General features: G+C 62.9%; 18 protein-coding genes. 13 read left to right on the plus strand and 5 right to left on the minus strand.

Annotated features, from left to right (window positions below; genetic code table 11):
• Positions 1–52: 52 nt before the first annotated feature.
• On the plus strand, positions 53–517 hold the full coding sequence (locus tag M1D99_RS23665; RefSeq protein WP_186708432.1) for a CopD family protein: 465 nt from the start codon (positions 53–55) through the stop codon (positions 515–517).
• Positions 518–650: 133 nt separating this feature from the next.
• On the opposite strand, the gene M1D99_RS23670 is transcribed toward M1D99_RS23665, so the two are convergent.
• The 4 genes from M1D99_RS23670 to M1D99_RS23685 form a co-directional block, all read right to left on the minus strand.
• Complete coding sequence (locus M1D99_RS23670) at positions 651–1409, minus strand: collagen-like protein (RefSeq protein WP_186708431.1); 759 nt, start codon at positions 1407–1409, stop codon at positions 651–653.
• Positions 1402–1674, minus strand: coding sequence for a DUF1145 domain-containing protein (locus tag M1D99_RS23675; RefSeq protein WP_186708429.1), 273 nt, complete (start codon positions 1672–1674; stop codon positions 1402–1404). The genes M1D99_RS23670 and M1D99_RS23675 overlap by 8 nt, the downstream gene beginning before the upstream one ends.
• Positions 1675–1820: 146 nt before the next feature.
• A complete protein-coding gene (locus M1D99_RS23680) occupies positions 1821–2546 on the minus strand; it encodes an OmpA family protein (RefSeq protein WP_186708427.1) in 726 nt (241 codons plus the stop codon).
• A gap of 89 nt (positions 2547–2635) precedes the next feature.
• On the minus strand, positions 2636–3331 hold the full coding sequence (locus M1D99_RS23685) for an OmpA family protein (protein ID WP_458130854.1): 696 nt from the start codon (positions 3329–3331) through the stop codon (positions 2636–2638).
• A 191-nt stretch (positions 3332–3522) separates the two neighbouring features.
• Between M1D99_RS23685 and M1D99_RS23690 the strand changes: the two genes are divergently transcribed.
• From M1D99_RS23690 to M1D99_RS23705, 4 genes are all read left to right on the plus strand, one after another.
• Entirely contained in the window at positions 3523–4020 is a 498-nt protein-coding gene (locus M1D99_RS23690; protein ID WP_434571993.1) for a DUF6231 family protein, read from the plus strand.
• Positions 4021–4022: 2 nt separating this feature from the next.
• Complete coding sequence (locus M1D99_RS23695) at positions 4023–4511, plus strand: YchJ family protein (protein WP_458130855.1); 489 nt, start codon at positions 4023–4025, stop codon at positions 4509–4511.
• 71 nt (positions 4512–4582) lie between these two features.
• On the plus strand, positions 4583–5068 hold the full coding sequence (locus M1D99_RS23700; protein ID WP_207965980.1) for an LEA/WHy family protein: 486 nt from the start codon (positions 4583–4585) through the stop codon (positions 5066–5068).
• Between the two features lie 5 nt (positions 5069–5073).
• Positions 5074–5277, plus strand: a complete 204-nt coding sequence (locus M1D99_RS23705; RefSeq protein WP_434571997.1) for an SEC-C metal-binding domain-containing protein — start codon at positions 5074–5076, stop codon at positions 5275–5277.
• Between the two features lie 293 nt (positions 5278–5570).
• Here M1D99_RS23705 and M1D99_RS23710 read toward each other — a convergent pair whose 3' ends face one another.
• Positions 5571–6128 (minus strand): cysteine hydrolase family protein, encoded by a 558-nt coding sequence (locus tag M1D99_RS23710; RefSeq protein WP_186730449.1) that lies wholly within the window; start codon positions 6126–6128, stop codon positions 5571–5573.
• A gap of 363 nt (positions 6129–6491) precedes the next feature.
• Between M1D99_RS23710 and M1D99_RS23715 the strand changes: the two genes are divergently transcribed.
• The 8 genes from M1D99_RS23715 (at position 6492) to M1D99_RS23750 (ending at position 16456) form a co-directional block, all read left to right on the plus strand.
• Positions 6492–8942, plus strand: a complete 2451-nt coding sequence (locus M1D99_RS23715) for a penicillin acylase family protein (RefSeq protein WP_458130856.1) — start codon at positions 6492–6494, stop codon at positions 8940–8942.
• A gap of 236 nt (positions 8943–9178) precedes the next feature.
• Positions 9179–10210, plus strand: a complete 1032-nt coding sequence (locus tag M1D99_RS23720) for a ligase-associated DNA damage response exonuclease (RefSeq protein WP_434572001.1) — start codon at positions 9179–9181, stop codon at positions 10208–10210.
• Positions 10207–11895 carry an ATP-dependent DNA ligase gene (locus tag M1D99_RS23725; protein WP_458130857.1) on the plus strand — a complete coding sequence of 563 codons (1689 nt, stop codon included), beginning with the start codon at positions 10207–10209 and terminating at the stop codon, positions 11893–11895. Before M1D99_RS23720 ends, M1D99_RS23725 begins: the two co-directional genes overlap by 4 nt.
• A 361-nt stretch (positions 11896–12256) precedes the next feature.
• Positions 12257–13039, plus strand: a complete 783-nt coding sequence (locus tag M1D99_RS23730) for a transporter substrate-binding domain-containing protein (RefSeq protein ID WP_186730446.1) — start codon at positions 12257–12259, stop codon at positions 13037–13039.
• Between the two features lie 57 nt (positions 13040–13096).
• Positions 13097–13825, plus strand: coding sequence for an ABC transporter permease (locus M1D99_RS23735; RefSeq protein ID WP_053118993.1), 729 nt, complete (start codon positions 13097–13099; stop codon positions 13823–13825).
• Positions 13822–14532 carry an ABC transporter permease gene (locus tag M1D99_RS23740; protein WP_053118991.1) on the plus strand — a complete coding sequence of 237 codons (711 nt, stop codon included), beginning with the start codon at positions 13822–13824 and terminating at the stop codon, positions 14530–14532. The genes M1D99_RS23735 and M1D99_RS23740 overlap by 4 nt, the downstream gene beginning before the upstream one ends.
• A gap of 27 nt (positions 14533–14559) precedes the next feature.
• On the plus strand, positions 14560–15678 hold the full coding sequence (locus M1D99_RS23745; protein ID WP_434572008.1) for a succinylglutamate desuccinylase/aspartoacylase family protein: 1119 nt from the start codon (positions 14560–14562) through the stop codon (positions 15676–15678).
• A 13-nt stretch (positions 15679–15691) separates the two neighbouring features.
• A complete protein-coding gene (locus M1D99_RS23750) occupies positions 15692–16456 on the plus strand; it encodes an ABC transporter ATP-binding protein (RefSeq protein WP_186708405.1) in 765 nt (254 codons plus the stop codon).
• Positions 16457–17909 lie beyond the last annotated feature (1453 nt).

Below are 17909 nucleotides of genomic sequence, written 5' to 3' on the forward strand. Positions count from 1 at the left end.
TCGGCGGCTATCATACCCCGCTAATGAATCCTGCGCAGAACGGAGTAACCCAATGACACCCTTTGCCCTCGTCTACACCCTGCATTTACTGGCGGCCCTGATCTGGGTCGGCGGCATGTTCTTCGCCTGGATGATCCTGCGACCCGCCGCAATGACGGCGCTAGAGGGCCCTGCCCGGCTCAAGTTATGGGTAGAAGTGTTTCAGCGTTTTTTCGTCTGGGTCTGGGTGGCCGTGGTGCTTTTACCGATCAGCGGCGTCGGCCTGATCCATCTGCGCTTCGCCGGCTTCGAAACCGCGCCGCGTTATGTGCAGATCATGATGGGGCTGTACATAGTGATGACAGCACTGTTTATCCGCATCCAGGGCTTGCAACTGCCCGTTTTGCGTAACGCCGTAACGGCGCAGGACTGGCCGGCGGGTGCGGCGGTGCTCGGGAAAATCCGGCGGTTGGTGGGGATCAATTTGTTGATCGGGTTGCTGGTGGTGGCGCTTGGCGCGGCGCGGCCGATGTTCTGAAAAAAATCGTCGATATCACACTGAACTTGTGGGAGCGGGCTTGCTCGCGAAGGCGTTGGGTCAATCAACATTGATTAACCTGACACGCCCTCTTCGCGAGCAAGCCCGCTCCCACATGAGGTTCGCCATACGTTTAGAACCGCTGCACCGTCACCGCCCCCGCCGCTCCGGCAGGCCCGGGCTGGCCGTCGGCGCCAGGGCGACCGCTCTTGCCGCCATCCGCGGTATAAACCACGCAGCCCTTGGCCTTGCCGCCCGCCCCAGGCTTGCCGCCGTGTCCCGCCGGGCCACCGGCACCGCCATCCACCGTGACCTTGATCTGCTCGGCAGGATAGGCCCGGGGCAGTTCGAGGCGCACCTGCGCGCCGGCGGCGCCCGGCTGGCCATCGCTGCCATTGCTGCCATCGGCACCGCGACCGGCCGAGCCCCAGGTGCAACCCGGCGCCTGGCCATTGGCACCGTCGAGCCCCACGTAACCCGGTGCTCCGGTGCCGCCACGGGCATCCACCGACAACAACGGCCCATTCAACACCTTGAAACGCAGGTTGAGATCGCGCCCCGGCCGCGCGGCCTTGGTGTAGGTACCCGGTGCGCCCCGTGAAGTGATCTGGCTGCCCTCGGCCAATTCAGCCCGGGCCACTTTCATTTCCAATGCCTGCTGCGCCGGCACGATGGCGATCCGCGCTTCACGCCCCAGGTGCAATTGGTCGATGGACAGTTCAGCGACATTGGACGGCACCAGCAGCGTGCCGTAATCGGCCACCTCCAGACGTTCCAGGGTCAGTGTGCTGGTGGTGTTGGGCAGGCGCATCAACGAATGGCTTTCGACCTGGAGCACCTGGGCCGAAGCCCACGGGCATACAAGGGCGGCAAGCAGACACAATTTACGCATGGGAAGCCTCTGGCGCGGTCGGGAGGGTTTGCAGATGGAAGATGCCGAACAGCAGCACTCTGAGGCGGTCACGGCCAGGGGCGGCGCGGCCACGGAAACTGGCCCGGAACAACAGCAGTTCCAGCACGTGCAGCACCAGCAAAAAAGCACCGGCGAAATTGACCAGCAGATGCAGCGGATGGACGAACGGCACGACCAGGTTGACCAGCACCACCAGCCAGAACAGCAGGGTCAGCAAGCGCCCCAGCCCCCAAAACACCTTCATACGCCCCCCTGATGGAGAATTATTCTTTGCGCGCACAGTAACGGCTTGCGCGCCGGATAAGCCAGAGGGCCAGGCAAATTTAATCCAACCCGAGCCCCGGCCGACCGGATCGCCCTCCCGACGATCCGGCAGCTCTGGCTCGCTGCTCAGCGCTGGAGATGCAATTCGACCCGGCGATTCTGCGCGCGCCCTTCGTCGGTCTCATTGTCGGCCACCGGCTCGCTTTCGCCCTTGCCTTCGCTGGTGAGTTTGTCGGGGGCGAGTCCCTGGGTCAGCAAATACTCCACGACGCTACTGGCGCGACGTTCGGACAGCCCTTGGTTATAGGCATCGCTGCCGACGCTGTCGGTGTGGCCCACTACCCGAATGCTGGCGACATTGACATGGCTGAGCTTGCCCATCAGCCCATCGAGCTGGCTTCGAGCCTCTGCGGTGAGATCGGATTTGTCGAAATCGAACAGCACCTTGCCCGCGTCATTGAGGGTAATGACTTCGCTGGTCGGCGCTTGCGGTTCGACCGGTGGCGCGCTGGCGGGGTATTGCGGCACCGGGCAGCCATGATGCTCGACCGGTGTATTGGCTGGGGTATCGGGACAACGGTCGCGGCGGTCGAACACGCCATCATCGTCTTCATCGCCATCCTGGGCGTAGCAGATCAAGCCACCGCCCAGCAGCCCCAAGGCGGCGCCACCAGCGGCCCAACCGCTGCTTTCAATGGCCCCCAACCCGCCGCCGACGAGGCCGCCGATCAGGCTACAGATTGGCCAGGTGCGTTGATTGAGGGGTGCGCTGCCGTCGCTGTGAGTGGCGCAACCGGACAACAGACTGCTCGCCAGCAGCACCGGTAAGGCGGCCCTGATTAGAACGTTCATGTGAAGGCTCCTGTGTCACCGGCCCATACCGGTCACACAGGAGTAAAGACCCGCATCCGCAACTCTACAAGCCGCGGATGCCAAGGGTTTCAACGGTTTATCTTGATCTCCGTGCGGCGGTTCATCGCACGGCCGTCGGAGGTCTTGTTATCGGCCACCGGCTGGCTCTCACCGGCGCCGGACACCGAGACAAAACTGGACTGCGGCACGCCGTTTTCGACCAGGTATTTCACCACCGAATCGGCTCGCCGCTGCGACAGTTTCTGGTTGTACGCATCGCTGCCAACGCTGTCGGTGTGGCCGGTGACACTCAGTTGCGCGGTGGACGTTTCCTGCTTCAGGCGGGTGGCGACCGTGCTCAGTACATCCTTGTCGGCTGGGGTCAGCGTGGCTTTGTTGAATTCAAAGTGCACATCGCGGATCACGATGGTTTCTTCCTTGACCACGACCGCTTCTTCGACCACCGGCGCCGGTGCGGGCGGCGGGCAACCGTCGGCATCGACCTGCACGCCCTTCGGTGTGCCCGGGCATTTGTCACGGCTGTCCGGCACGCCATCGCCGTCTTCGTCGCCGTCGCCCTTGACCCAGCAATAAGCTGCCGCCATGCCGCCAACATACAACGCGCCGCCGCCAGCCCAGGAAGTGCTTTCTATGGCGCCCAATCCGGCGCCGATCGCTCCGCCGACGGCCGCACAGGTCGGCCAGTCGGTTTTCTGCAAACCTGCGCAACCAGTCAACACACTGGTTAGCAGAACCAGGGGTAACGCTGTCCGAACTATGCTCATCGGGTTTCTCCTTGAGGGATCGGCTTGGCGCCGATTCAGGGGAGTAAAGACCCGACTTCGAATCTACGCCAGCCTGAGCAATCGCGGGTTTTCGCCCCGGGTTTACGACGTTTGCGCACATTCCGGGACAAACCGCTCTAGGCCATGATGTCCGGGCAGGCTATCGTGGTGGTTCTGACTGAGGAACTTCGATGACCGTTGCCATTTCTTCGCGTACGCCCCAGCAAGCCCTGGCGGCCGTGCTTGACCGTTATGCCCCGCAAACCCTGCTGCTGATCGGCGCCAGCGCCTTCCCCGCACTCGAAGCCTTCCAGCAGGCCCACCCCGACACCGAAGTGGTCCACGCCGGCCCCGGCGCGCTGCCGGCGGACGTGGCGGCGCGCCGTTTTGACCTGGCCCTGGCACTCGATTGCCTGGAGCATTTGCCCAAGCGCGAGGGCCTGAACCTGCTGGGCGGCATCCGCAATCTCAACGCCAGCCGCATCGCCGTGCTGGCCGACCTCACTGCCTGCGGCTGGCAAGAGACGGACTTTTTCTCCCTGGCCCTGCAAGCCAGTGAGCGATTCCAGCGTGACGATCAGGTGCTGACCCTGTTCACCTACGATCTGCTTGAATACAAACAAGTCCCCGACTGGCTCAACTCACGTTTCTGGGCCAACCCGGAAAACTTCGGAAAATATTGGTGGTAACCGTGAACACAAGCTCCCAATCACCCATTTGCCCCTGCGGCAGTGGCAATTCACTGGACGCCTGCTGCGGCCACTATCACGACGGTCACCCGGCGCCCTGCGCCGAAGCCTTGATGCGTTCGCGCTATAGCGCCTATGTGCTGGGCCTGGTGGATTATCTGGTCGCCACCACCCTGCCCGCCCAGCAGCAAAGCCTCGATCGCCAGTCGATCAGCGAGTGGAGCGCCAACAGCACCTGGTTGGGGCTGGAGGTGGAAAGCAGCGAAGTGTTCGGCGGTAAACCGGAACACGCCTTCGTCACGTTCACGGCGCGCTGGCACGATGGCCAGGGCGAGCATAGCCACCGGGAACAGTCCTCGTTTGTGCAAAACGACGGGAGCTGGTACTTCATCGACCCGACCGTGCCGGTGAAGACGGGACGCAACGACGATTGTCCGTGCGGCAGCGGGTACAAATTCAAGAAATGCTGCGCCGGTTACTTCAACCGCTGATTTTTCGGAAACGTCCGACGCCCGTCCATCGGCCCATAGGGCTAGACTGGGGATAAACCAGAGGCACGGACATGACCCACCCATCCTTCTTGCTGCGCGTCACCTGCCTGTTGCTGTTCTTCGGGTTCGGCGGCTGTGCCTCCTGGCGAGGCGATGAAGCCCCTGAGCCCCAGGTCCACCTGGTCAAGGTCGAGGTGATCCGGGCCCGGCTGGTGGAACAGCGGTTCATGCTGCACTTTCGCGTCGACAACCCCGGCGACAGCGACCTGACCGTTCGTGGCCTGACCTACCGTGTCCACCTGGGCGAGCTGTTGCTGACCGAAGGTGAGCATGAACATTGGTTCACCGTGCGCCCCAGGCACAGCGCCTACTTCAAGGTGCCGGTGCGCACCAACCTGTGGCCCCAGGTGCGGGAAGTGGTGAAACTGCTGGAGAAACCCCGGGAACAGATCCCCTATCGTCTGGAAGGTGAGCTGGAAACCGGATTATTCATTGCCCACTACGTGCACCTTGAGCGCAATGGCGTGATAATCGCCGCCGATTTAATTGCGGAGTAACCCCGATGACCCAGCAACCCCACGTTCACGGCTCTGATTGCAACCACGATCACGACCATCACCACGATCATGACCACGGCCACGTCCACGGCCCGAACTGCGGCCACGCCCACCAGGAGCCAGTACGCAACGCCCTGAAGGATGTCGGTCGCAACGACCCTTGCCCGTGTGGCAATGGCAAGAAATTCAAGAAATGCCACGGGGCTTGAGGGGCTGGGCGGAGATAATCTTCGCCTGTTAAATCGCTATCGCGAGCAGGCTCGCTCCCACACTGGATTTACGGTGAGGCGATATCCAATGATCGCCGCAGAATCAATGTGGGAGCGGGCTTGCTCGCGAATGCGGTGGGTCAGTTGGCAGTGATTAACCTGACACGCCCTCTTCGCGAGCAAGCCCGCTCCCACAGGGGAATTGCGGGTGAAGCGATATCCAATGATTGCCGCAAAATCAATGTGGGAGCGAGCCTGCTCGCGATGAGGCCAGCACATTCACTGCATATGTATCAGCCTGCCTGTAGAATCCGCTCCACACCCACCACCGTCGCATACTCACCGTGCAAGTTGCCCAGGGACATGGCATGCACCTCGGCCGCCGAACGAGGATTGCCGAAGTAATCGGTCTTGTCGAAGGTATAGCAGGCGTCCTCGGCCACCCAAGTGTCGAACCCCAGGTTGCCGGCCGTGCGCGCCGTGGACTCCACCGAGTTGTGCGTCGCCACGCCGACGATCACCAGTTGCCCGATGCCGGCTTCGCGCAGGTCTTGCTCCAGGCCCGTGCCACTGAACGCATCCGGCACCTGTTTTTGCACCAACCGTTCCCCGGTCATCGGCGCGAACCGCGGCTGGACCTCCACCCCCGACTGCCCCGGCCAGAACACCGAGTCCGGCGAGCGGGACAAGTGATGAACGTGAATCACCGGCCGCGCCGTGTGTCGCCAGAAGGCCAGCAGCTCCAGCATGCGCAGCTCGGCCTCGGGGTTGTTGCGAGGGCCGAGCCTGGGGTGAAGGATGCCTTTTTGTTGATCGATGAGGATCAGCGCCGCGTCGTGCTGTAGCTCCATGCCGGTTTTCTCTTGCTCGTTCATTTAATGTTCCACACTTGAGCATCCCCTTTTCCAACAGGCAAGCCTTCGAGCAAACGCGCTGACTTGTGGCGAGGGAGCTTGCTCCCGCTCGGTTGCGCAGCAATCGTAAAAACCTGCCAGCCGTATTTTCCTGGCACACCGTGTCGAATGGTTTTGGGGCCGCTGCGCAGCCCAGCGGGAGCAAGCTCCCTCGCGACAGGTTCACAGTCGTCCTTGAGTGAACAGCAGGGCTTTCATCGCTAAATCAACAAATAACCCTCGCCCCCGCTTGCGCGGCCCCCGCCTGCTCACTAACGTAGCGCCTTTATTGGTGCCACCCCCTCCCGCAGGAGCTTTGCCATGGCCTCGCCAGCCTCTATTTCCCTTATCCCCCGGCTCGGCGTTGCCGCCGCAGTGGCCAGTGTGCTCGGTTTGAGCGGATGCCAGACCTGGAATGCCCAGGACACTGTCCCGCCCACATCCGGCGTGCAGCCGCTCAAGGGGCTGGCGCAGAACGTCTCGGTCCGCCGCAATGCCACAGGCATGCCGCTGATCGAAAGCAACAGCTTCCATGACGCCCTGTTCACCCTCGGCTACGTCCACGCCAGCGACCGCATTGCCCAGATGGTCACCCTGCGCCTGCTGGCCCAGGGGCGGTTGGCAGAGATGTCCGGCGCCGAACGGCTGGACGTCGACCGCTACATGCGCGCCGTTAACCTGAAGAAAAACGCCGACGAGCTGTACAAGGCGTCTTCGCCACGGCTCAAGCGCTTCTTTGAAGTCTATGCCCGCGGCGTCAACGCCTACCTGTTCCGCTACCGCGACAAGCTGCCGGCGGACCTGGCCGCCACTGGCTACAAGCCCGAATACTGGAAGCCGGAAGATTCAGCGTTGATGTTCTGCCTGCTGAATTTCAGCCAGTCAGCCAACCTGCCGGAAGAAGTCGCCAGCCTGGTGCTGGCCCAGACCGTCAACAACGACAAGCTCGCCTGGCTGAGCCCATCCTATCCGGACGAGCAACTGCCCGTGGCCGAGGCTGATAAGCTCCAAGGCCTGCGCCTCAACGGCCAGATCCCAGGCCTGAACGAAATCAGCAAGGCCACCGGCCAGTTGGCCGGGCTGAATCTGTTGGGCGCTGCGTCTGCAAGCAACTGGGCCATCGCGCCGCAACGCAGCCGCAGCGGCAAGAGCTTGTTGACCAGCGACAGCCATGGGCCGCTGGGCATGCCGGGGCTGTGGAGTCCCGTACAGATCCGCGCGCCCAAGTACCAGGCGGCCGGGGTTTCCGTGGCGGGCATCCCAATGATCCTGGCCGGATTCAACGGCAAGGTGGCCTGGAGCATGACCAGCGTGCTGGGAGACAACCAGGACCTGTTCCTGGAAAAAATCCGACGCCAGGGCAACAGCCTGTCCTACGAGGTCAACGGCAAATGGCAGCCAGTGATCGTGCGCAACGAAACCTACTTCATCAAAGGCCAGCGACCGATTCGTGAAGCCGTGTTCGAAACCCGCCACGGCCCGTTGCTCAACAGTGCCCAAGGGCCGGCCATGGCCAACGGCTTTGGCCTGGCCTTGCAGACCCCTAGCTTCGGCGACGACAAGACCCTGGATGCCTTCTTCGACCTGTCCCGGGCACAGAACGTCGAGAAAGCCTCAGATGCCAGCCGGGAAATCCGCGCCATGGCGGTGAACCTGGTCTTTGCCGACGCCAGCCATATCGGCTGGCAAGTCACCGGTCGCTACCCGAACCGCCGCGAAGGCGAAGGCCTGTTGCCATCGCCAGGTTGGGACGGTCGCTACGATTGGGACGGTTACGCCGACCCGATGTTGCACCCCTACGATCAAGACCCGGCCCAGGGCTGGCTCGGCACCGCCAACCAACGGGTCATTCCCCATGGCTACGGCATGCAGTTGTCCAATTCCTGGGGCGCACCGGAGCGTGGCGAACGCATGACCGAGCTGGCCAGCGCGGGCAAGCACGACACCCGCAGCCTGACCGCCATGCAATACGACCAGAGCACGACGTTCGCGGCCAAGCTCAAGCGCGTCTTCGAAGCCCCGGGCATGGCCCTGCCGCTCAAACAGGCGATCGACGCCCTGCCGGTGGCTGACCGGGCCAAGGCCCGCGAGGCCTATACCCGCTTGATGGCATTCGATGGCCGGCTCAGCCCGACCTCCGCCGACGCGGCGATCTATGGGCTGTTCCTGCAGGAAAGCATGAAGCAGATTTTCCTCGACGAGCTGGGCCCGGACAGCAGCGCGGCGTGGCAGGCGCTGGTCGCCAACGGCCAATTGTCCTACTCGGCCCAGGCCGATCATCTGCTGGGGCGCGAAGACAGCCCATTCTGGGACGATGTGCGCACACCGCAGAAAGAAGACAAAGCCGTCATCCTCGCCCGCAGCCTGGCCGCCACCATCAGTGCCGGTGACAGCCAGTTGGGCGGTGACCACAAGGCTTGGCAGTGGGGCCAGTTGCATCGTTATACGTGGAAAAACAGCAACGGCCAGATCGTACGTGGCCCGATGCCGGCCGGCGGAGACAGCACCACGCTCAACACGGCGGCGTTTGCCTGGGGGCAGGATTTCGCCACCACCCTGGCGCCTTCCATGCGCTTTATCGTCGACTTCGGCCAGCCTGAACCGTTGATGATCCAGGACGGCACCGGCCAGTCCGGCAACCCGGTCAGCCCACACTATGCCAATGGCATCGATCCATGGATCAAGGGGCAGTACCAGAATTTGCCGCTGCAATCGCAGAACTTCGATCGAGCCTACGGCAAGACGCGGTTGACCCTGGTGCCTGGCAAGTAACTGCAACCCCGGGCCTGGAGACAGGATTTGTGGCGAGGGAGCTTGCTCCCGCTGGGCTGCGAAGCAGCCCCCTGCATGTCTACAAGCAGACCGCATCAACCGGTTTACGACTGCTGCGCAGCCGAGCGGGAGCAAGCTCCCTCGCCACGGGTTCAGTGGATCCACCCCGAAAACCCGATAGAACTTCTCCCCTCGCCCTCGCCTCTACCTGACAAGCCCATCGCTCCGGTGACTGCATGGATCTTGTCATTGCCCGCCCCGAAGGCTTGTACTGCCCGCCCGGGGATTTCTACATCGACCCGTGGCGCGCGGTGGAACGCTCGGTCATCACCCACGCCCACGGCGACCATGCCCGCAGCGGCAACCAACACTACCTGGCGGCGGCACCCGGCGAAGGCATCCTGCGTTCCCGCCTGGGCCAGGACATCAACCTGCAAACCCTGCCCTACGGCGAACGCCTGCAACACCACGGCGTGACCTTGAGTTTTCACCCCGCCGGCCACGTCCTGGGCTCGGCCCAGGTGCGGCTGGAGTACCAGGGCGAGGTCTGGGTGGCGTCGGGGGACTACAAAGTCGAGCCTGACGGCACCTGCGCGCCGTTCGAACCGGTGAAGTGCCATACCTTCATCACCGAATCGACCTTCGGCCTGCCGATCTATCGTTGGCAACCCCAGGCGCAGGTCTTCGAGGAGATCAACCAGTGGTGGCGCGCAAACATTGCCGCCGGCCGGGCCAGCGTGTTGTTCTGCTATTCCTTCGGCAAGGCCCAGCGGATTCTTCACGGCATCGATGAAAGCCTCGGACCGATCCTCGCCCACGGCGCGGTGGAACCGCTGAACCGGGTCTATCGCGAGGCAGGCGTTCACCTGCCACCGACGCTCTACGCTGGCGATTTTAAAAAGAACGATCCAATCATGGGCCAGGCGCTGGTCATCGCCCCGCCCTCTGCCGGCGGCAGCAGCTGGATGCGCCGCTTCGGCGACTACAGCGATGCCTTCGCCAGTGGCTGGATGCGCCTGCGCGGTACGCGTCGGCGACGCGGCGTGGACCGGGGTTTCGTGCTGTCCGATCACGCCGACTGGCCTGGCCTGCTCTGGGCCATTGAACAGACCGGCGCCGAGCGGGTGATGGTCACCCACGGGTCGGTCGCCGTGTTGGTGCGCCACCTCTGCGAGCAAGGCCTCGACGCCCAGGGGTTCACCACGGAGTACGGTGACGATGAAGAAGACCTCGCCACGGCGGCCGACAGCGGCGAGGCGGCGTCATGAAAGCCTTCGCCGAGCTGTACGCCGAACTGGACGCCACCACGTCCAGCAACGCCAAGCTTGCCGCCATGCAAGATTACTTCAGCAAGGCACCGCCGGAAGATGCCGCCTGGGCCGTGTATTTCCTCTCCGGTGGGCGTCCGCGGCAGTTGGTGCCGGTAAAAATCCTCCGGGATTTGGCGGTCCAGGTCTGCGGGTTGTCGCTCTGGCTGTTCGAGGAAAGTTATCAGGCCGTGGGCGACCTGGCCGAAACCATTTCGTTAGTCTTGCCTGAATCGCCCCACAGCTCCGATGAAGGCCTGGCGCTGTGGGTCGAGGAGAAACTGCTGCCGTTGCGCGGTGAATCGCCTGAAGTCCTGGCTGAACGGCTTCCGGCGCTATGGGCGCAGCTCGACCGACCGAGCCTGATGCTCTGCATCAAACTCATCACCGGCAGTTTCCGCGTCGGCGTGTCCAAGCTCTTGGTGACCCGGGCCCTGGCGAGCATGGCCGGGCTGGATAGCAAACGGGTGGCCCAGCGACTGGTGGGCTACACCGATCTGTCCCATCGCCCCACGGCGGCCAGCTACCTCAAGCTGATCGCCGCCGAATCCGACGATGAGCATGCCCAGCGCGGCGGCCAGCCTTATCCGTTTTTCCTGGCCCATGGGTTGTCCGCGCCCGTGGCGCAATTCGACGCGTTGCTGGGGCCCGCCAGTGACTGGCAGGTGGAGTGGAAATGGGATGGAATCCGCGCCCAGGTGATCAAGCGCGAAGACCATTTGTGGGTCTGGTCCCGAGGCGAGGACTTGGTCACTGAACGTTTTCCGGAATTGCACTCATTGGCCCAGGCGCTGCCTGACGGCACGGTGATCGATGGTGAAATCGTGGTCTGGAAAGCCCCGCAGTCAGTCACCGAGGACGCCTTCGACCCCGACGCACCGCTGCAACCGGCGGTGCAGCCCTTCGCCCTGTTGCAGCAGCGCATCGGGCGCAAGACCCTGGGCAAGAAAATTCTCGACGACGCCCCCGTGGTGGTGATGGCCTACGACCTGCTGGAATGGCAAGGCGAGGACTGGCGCAGCCGCCCCCAAGCCGAGCGGCGCGAACAACTGGAGGCGCTGATCGCCCGTATCCACAGCCCGGTGTTGTTGCCCTCACCCATCGTCACCGGCCAGGACTGGCTCGACCTCGCCCGGCAGCGCGAAGCCTCTCGCAGCCTCGGTGTCGAAGGCATGATGCTCAAGGCCCGCAACGCGCTGTACGGCGTTGGCCGGACCAAGGACATGGGCGTGTGGTGGAAATGGAAAATCGACCCGTTCAGCGTCGACGCGGTGCTGATCTACGCCCAGCGCGGCCACGGTCGGCGCGCCAGCCTGTACAGCGACTACACCTTCGCCGTGTGGGACAACCCGCCGGGCAGTCGCGAACGCACCCTCGTGCCGTTCGCCAAGGCCTATTCAGGCCTGACCGATGCCGAGATGCGCCAGGTCGACAGCATCGTGCGCAAGACCACCGTGGAAAAGTTCGGCCCGGTGAGCAGCGTCACGCCCACCCTGGTGTTCGAACTGGGCTTCGAGGGGATCGCCCTGTCCAAGCGCCACAAGAGCGGGATCGCCGTGCGCTTTCCGCGGATGCTGCGCTGGCGCCAGGACAAGAGCGTCGACGAAGCCGACACATTGGCAACGCTTCAGGACCTGCTGAAATAACACCGCTCCCTCTGTGGCGAGGGAGCTTGCTCCCGCTGGGCCGGGCTGGCGCTCCAGCGCGAAGCGGCCCTCTGGTTCTGTATGTCACACCGCGTGGGGAGGCTGCGCCTCCAGCGGGAGCAAGCTCCCTCGCCACAAAGACCGCAATCGAGACGACGCACGCTCCATCCCGGTGCGTTTTTTGATGTACGCTCAGCCTCGCGCACCATCGCGTTCCGTCTTCCGCCACCCGTGCTTTTAAAACACCTGTTCGGCACTATGGTGCGGAAATTGCTACCTTTATGCCGTCATACCGTTCAGACCTTCACCGGTAACAATCTTACGCGCCACAAGCGCTCAAATTGGTTTTAGGGACTCAATAATGAAAAAAGCACTGCTGACCCTTTCTGCACTGGCGTTGTGCATGGCCGCTGGCGTTGCCACGGCCAAGGAATACAAGGAACTGCGTTTTGGTGTCGACCCTTCCTACGCTCCGTTCGAGTCCAAGGCCGCCGACGGCAGCCTGGTGGGTTTCGACATCGACCTGGGCAATGCGATCTGCGAAGAACTGAAGGTCAAATGCAAATGGGTTGAAAGCGATTTCGACGGCATGATCCCGGGCCTGAAGGCCAATAAATTCGACGGCGTGATCTCCTCCATGACCGTGACCCCGGCCCGTGAAAAAGCCATCGACTTCTCCAGCGAGCTGTTCTCCGGCCCAACGGCCTATGTCTTTAAGAAGGGCTCGGGCCTGAGCGAAGACGTTGCCTCGCTCAAAGGCAAGACCGTCGGCTACGAGCAAGGCACCATCCAGGAAGCCTACGCCAAGGCCGTGCTGGACAAGGCTGGCGTCAAGACCCAGGCCTATCAGAACCAGGACCAGGTCTACGCCGACCTGACCTCGGGCCGCCTCGACGCCGCGATCCAGGACATGCTCCAGGCTGAGCTGGGTTTCCTGAAGTCGCCAAAAGGCGAAGGCTACGAAGTCAGCAAGCCAGTGGACAGCGAACTGCTGCCATCCAAGACCGCCATCGGTATCAAGAAAGGTAACAAAGAGCTGAAGGCCCTTTTGGATAAAGGTATCAAAGCGTTACACGACGACGGCAAATACGCCGAGATCCAGAAAAAACACTTTGGCGATCTGAATCTGTACAGCGGCAAATAATGCGCGGCGCCCACCCGATCTCGGGTGGGCGTCTTTTTTCAGCCAAAGGCAACGTCCATGTTCGAACAATTCCTACAAAGTCTGGGGCTTTCGGCCTTCAGCCTGCAGGGCTTTGGCCCGCTGCTGATGCAAGGCACCTGGATGACCATCAAGCTGTCGGCCCTGTCCTTGTTGCTGAGCGTCCTGCTCGGCCTGCTGGGCGCCAGCGCCAAGCTGTCCCGCGTCAAACTGCTGCGAATCCCCGCCCAGCTCTACACCACGCTGATCCGCGGCGTGCCGGACCTGGTGCTGATGCTGCTGATTTTCTACAGCCTGCAAACCTGGCTGACCTCGTTTACCGACTTCATGGAATGGGAATACATCGAGATCAACCCATTCGGCGCCGGGGTGATTACCCTCGGCTTCATCTACGGCGCGTACTTCACCGAAACCTTTCGCGGCGCGATCCTCGCGGTCCCCCGCGGCCAGGTCGAAGCCGCCACGGCCTATGGCCTCAAGCGTGGCCAGCGCTTTCGCTACGTTGTCTTTCCACAAATGATGCGCTTTGCCTTGCCGGGTATCGGCAACAACTGGATGGTGATGCTCAAGGCCACCGCGCTGGTGTCGATCATCGGCCTGGCCGACCTGGTCAAGGCGGCCCAGGACGCGGGCAAGAGCACCTACCAGCTGTTTTACTTCCTGGTGCTGGCGGCATTGATCTACCTGCTGATCACCAGCGCGTCCAACTTCATCCTGCGCTGGCTTGAACGCCGCTACGCCGCCGGCGCCCGGGAGGCGGTGCGATGATCGAACTCCTGCAAGAATACTGGCGGCCGTTTCTCTACAGCGACGGCGTCAACATCACCGGCCTGGCGATGACCCTGTGGCTGCTCAGCGCCTCGCTGCTGATCGGCTTCGTGGTGTCGATCCCGCTGTCCATCGCCCGGGTTTCCCCCAAGTTCTACGTCCGCTGGCCCGTGCAGTTCTACACCTACCTGTTCCGGGGCACGCCGCTCTATATCCAACTGCTGATCTGCTACACCGGCATCTACAGCATCGAGGCGGTGCGCGCCCAGCCCATGCTCGACAGCTTCTTTCGCGATGCGATGAACTGCACGATCCTGGCCTTCGCCTTGAACACCTGCGCCTACACCACGGAAATTTTCGCCGGGGCGATTCGCAGCATGAACCATGGCGAAGTGGAAGCGGCCAAGGCCTACGGCCTGACCGGTTGGAAACTGTATGCCTACGTGATCATGCCGTCGGCCCTGCGCCGCTCGCTGCCGTACTACAGCAACGAAGTCATCTTGATGCTGCACTCGACGACCGTGGCATTCACCGCTACCGTTCCAGACGTGCTGAAAGTCGCCCGGGATGCCAACTCGGCGACGTTCCTGACGTTCCAGTCGTTCGGGATCGCCGCGTTGATCTACCTGACTGTCACCTTTGCGCTGGTAGGCCTCTTCCGCCTCGCCGAACGCCGATGGCTGGCCTTCCTCGGGCCGACCCACTAAGGCTTTTGTTCCAGGACACACACGCACATGCGCCATCAGATCCATGACCTGCTGGCCCCGGTACCGGGGACAGCGCGCAAGATCCACAGCTTCCACTTCGGCCCGGAAAATGCCGTCGGCAAAATCTACATCCAGGCGTCCCTGCACGCCGATGAACTGCCGGGCATGCTGGTCGCCTGGCACCTCAAGCAACGCCTGGCCGAGCTCGAGGCGTCGGGCCACCTGCGGCACGAGATCGTGCTGGTGCCCGTCGCCAACCCCATCGGCCTTGAACAAGTGCTGATGGACGTGCCCCTGGGCCGCTACGAAACCGAGAGCGGGCAGAACTTCAACCGCCGCTTCGTCGACCTGAGCGAGGAGATCGGCAACGAGATCCAGGACCTGCTCACCGACGATCCGCAGCACAACCTGATGCTGATCCGCACCAGCCTGCGCGATGCCCTCGCCCGGCAAACCCCTGGCACGCAATTGCAGTCCCTGCGCCTGGCCCTGCAGCGATTGGCTTGCGACGCCGACATGGTGCTGGACCTGCATTGCGACTTCGAAGCCGTGGCCCACCTCTACACCACGCCCGAAGCCTGGCCCCAGGTCGAGCCGCTGGCCCGCTACATCGGTGCCGAAGCCAGCCTGCTGGCAACCGATTCGGGTGGCCAGTCGTTCGATGAGTGCTTCACCCTGCTCTGGTGGCAGCTCAAGGAACGCTTCGGCGACCGCTTCGAGATTCCCCTGGGCAGCTTTTCGGTCACCGTGGAGTTGCGCGGCCAGGGCGACGTCAACCACGGCTTGGCGAGCCTCGACTGCCAGGCCTTGATCGAGTACTTGATCCGCTTCGGCGCCATCGACGGCGAACCGATGCCCATGCCCGAGTTGCCCTACCCGGCCACGCCGCTGGCCGCGGTCGAGCCGGTGACGACGCCCGTGGGCGGGTTGCTGGTCTACAGCGCCTTGCCCGGCGAATACCTGGAGGCGGGGCAACTGATCGCGGAAATCATCGACCCGGTCAACGATACCGTCACCCCCGTTCATTGCCGTAACGCCGGGCTGCTGTACGCCCGTTCGCTGCGCCGCATGGCCACGGCCGGCATGGTGATAGCCCATGTCGCCGGCACCGAGGCCTACCGCAGCGGCTACCTACTTTCGCCTTGAGGATGCATGCTCCATGTACAAACTGACCATCGAAGGCCTGCATAAAAGCTATGGCGAACATGAAGTCCTCAAGGGCGTTTCGCTCAAGGCCAAGACCGGCGACGTCATCAGTCTCATCGGTGCCAGCGGCTCGGGCAAGAGTACCTTCCTGCGCTGCATCAACTTCCTGGAACAACCCAACGATGGCGCCATGACCCTGGACGGTCAGTCAATCCAGATGATCAAGGACCGCCACGGCATGCACGTGGCCGACGCCGACGAACTGCAACGTATCCGCACGCGCCTGGCCATGGTGTTCCAGCACTTCAATCTGTGGAGCCACATGACCGTGCTGGAAAACATCACCATGGCGCCGCGCCGGGTGCTGGGGGTGAGCAAGCAGGAAGCCGACGACCGTGCCCGACGTTACCTCGACAAGGTCGGCCTGCCGGCGCGGGTCGCCGAGCAGTACCCGGCGTTCCTCTCCGGCGGCCAGCAACAGCGGGTGGCCATTGCCCGTGCGCTGGCAATGGAGCCGGAGGTGATGCTGTTCGACGAACCCACCTCGGCACTGGACCCGGAGTTGGTGGGCGAAGTGCTGAAAGTGATCCAGGGCCTGGCTGAAGAAGGCCGGACCATGATCATGGTGACCCACGAAATGAGCTTCGCCCGCAAGGTCTCGAACCAAGTGCTGTTCCTGCACCAGGGCCTGGTGGAAGAGGAAGGCGCACCGGAAGACGTGCTGGGCAATCCCACCAGCGAACGGCTCAAGCAGTTTCTCAGTGGCAATCTGAAATAGACCTCGGCCTCCCCTTAAAAGGAGGCGCCAATGCCTGTCAGTTAGGAACAAACGGCATAAAACCTGTGGGAGCAAAGCTTGCTGCTTAACTGACTGGCATTCGCCGCCAGGCGCTGCTTTTGTGGCGAGGGAGCTTGCTCCCGCTGGGCTGCGAAGCGGCCCCCTGCATCTGGAAGACGTACTGCAGGAGGGAGGCTGCGCCTCCAGCGGGAGCAAGCTCCCTCGCCACAGAAGCGCGCTCGCCACGATGTCCTGCATAAAACCTTTCATCTCCCGAGCAAGCTTTGCTCCCACAGGTTTGCTGCTTAACTGACTGGCATTCGCCGCCAGGCGCTGCCTTTGTGGCGAGGGAGCTTGCTCCCGCTGGGCTGCGAAGCGGCCCCCTGCATCTGGAAGACGCACTGCAGGAGGGAGGCTGCGCCTCCAGCGGGAGCAAGCTCCCTCGCCACAGAAGCACGCTCGCCACGATGTCCTGCATAAAACCTTTCATCTCCCGAGCAAGCTTTGCTCCCACAGGTTTGCTGCTTAACTGACTGGCATTCGGCGCCAGGCGCTGCCTTTGTGGCGAGGGAGCTTGCTCCCGCTGGGCTGCGAAGCGGCCCCCTGCATCTGGAAGACGCACTGCAGGAGGCAGGCTGCGCCTCCAGCGGGAGCAAGCTCCCTCGCCACAGAAGCACGCTCGCCACGATGTCCTGCATAAAACCTTTCATCTCCCGAGCAAGCTTTGCTCCCACAGGTTTGCTGCTTAACTGACTGGCATTCGCCGCCAGGCGCTGCTTTTGTGGCGAGGGAGCTTGCTCCCGCTGGGCTGCGAAGCGGCCCCCTGCATCTGGAAGACGCACTGCAGGAGGGAGGCTGCGCCTCCAGCGGGAGCAAGCTCCCTCGCCACAGAAGCGCGCTCGCCACGATGTCCTGCATAAAACCTTTCATCTCCCGAGCAAGCTTTGCTCCCACAGGTTTGCTGCTTAACTGACTGGCATTCGCCGCCAGGCGCTGCCTTTGTGGCGAGGGAGCTTGCTCCCGCTGGGCTGCGAAGCGGCCCCCTGCATCTGGAAGACGCACTGCAGGAGGGAGGCTGCGCCTCCAGCGGGAGCAAGCTCCCTCGCCACAGAAGCGCGCTCGCCAGGATGTCCTGCATAAAACCTTTCATCTCCCGAGCAAGCTTTGCTCCCACAGGTTTGCTGCTTAACTGACTGGCATTCGCCGCCAGGCGCTGCTTTTGTGGCGAGGGAGCTTGCTCCCGCTGGGCTGCGAAGCGGCCCCCTGCATCTGGAAGACGTACTGCAGGAGGGAGGCTGCGCCTCCAGCGGGAGCAAGCTCCCTCGCCACAGAAGCGCGCTCGCCAGGATGTCCTGCATAAAACCTTTCATCTCCCGAGCAAGCTTTGCTCCCACAGGTTTGCTGCTTAACTGACTGGCATTCGCCGCCAGGCGCTGCCTTTGTGGCGAGGGAG

The sequence above is a fragment of the Pseudomonas sp. R3-41 genome (assembly GCF_054161485.1).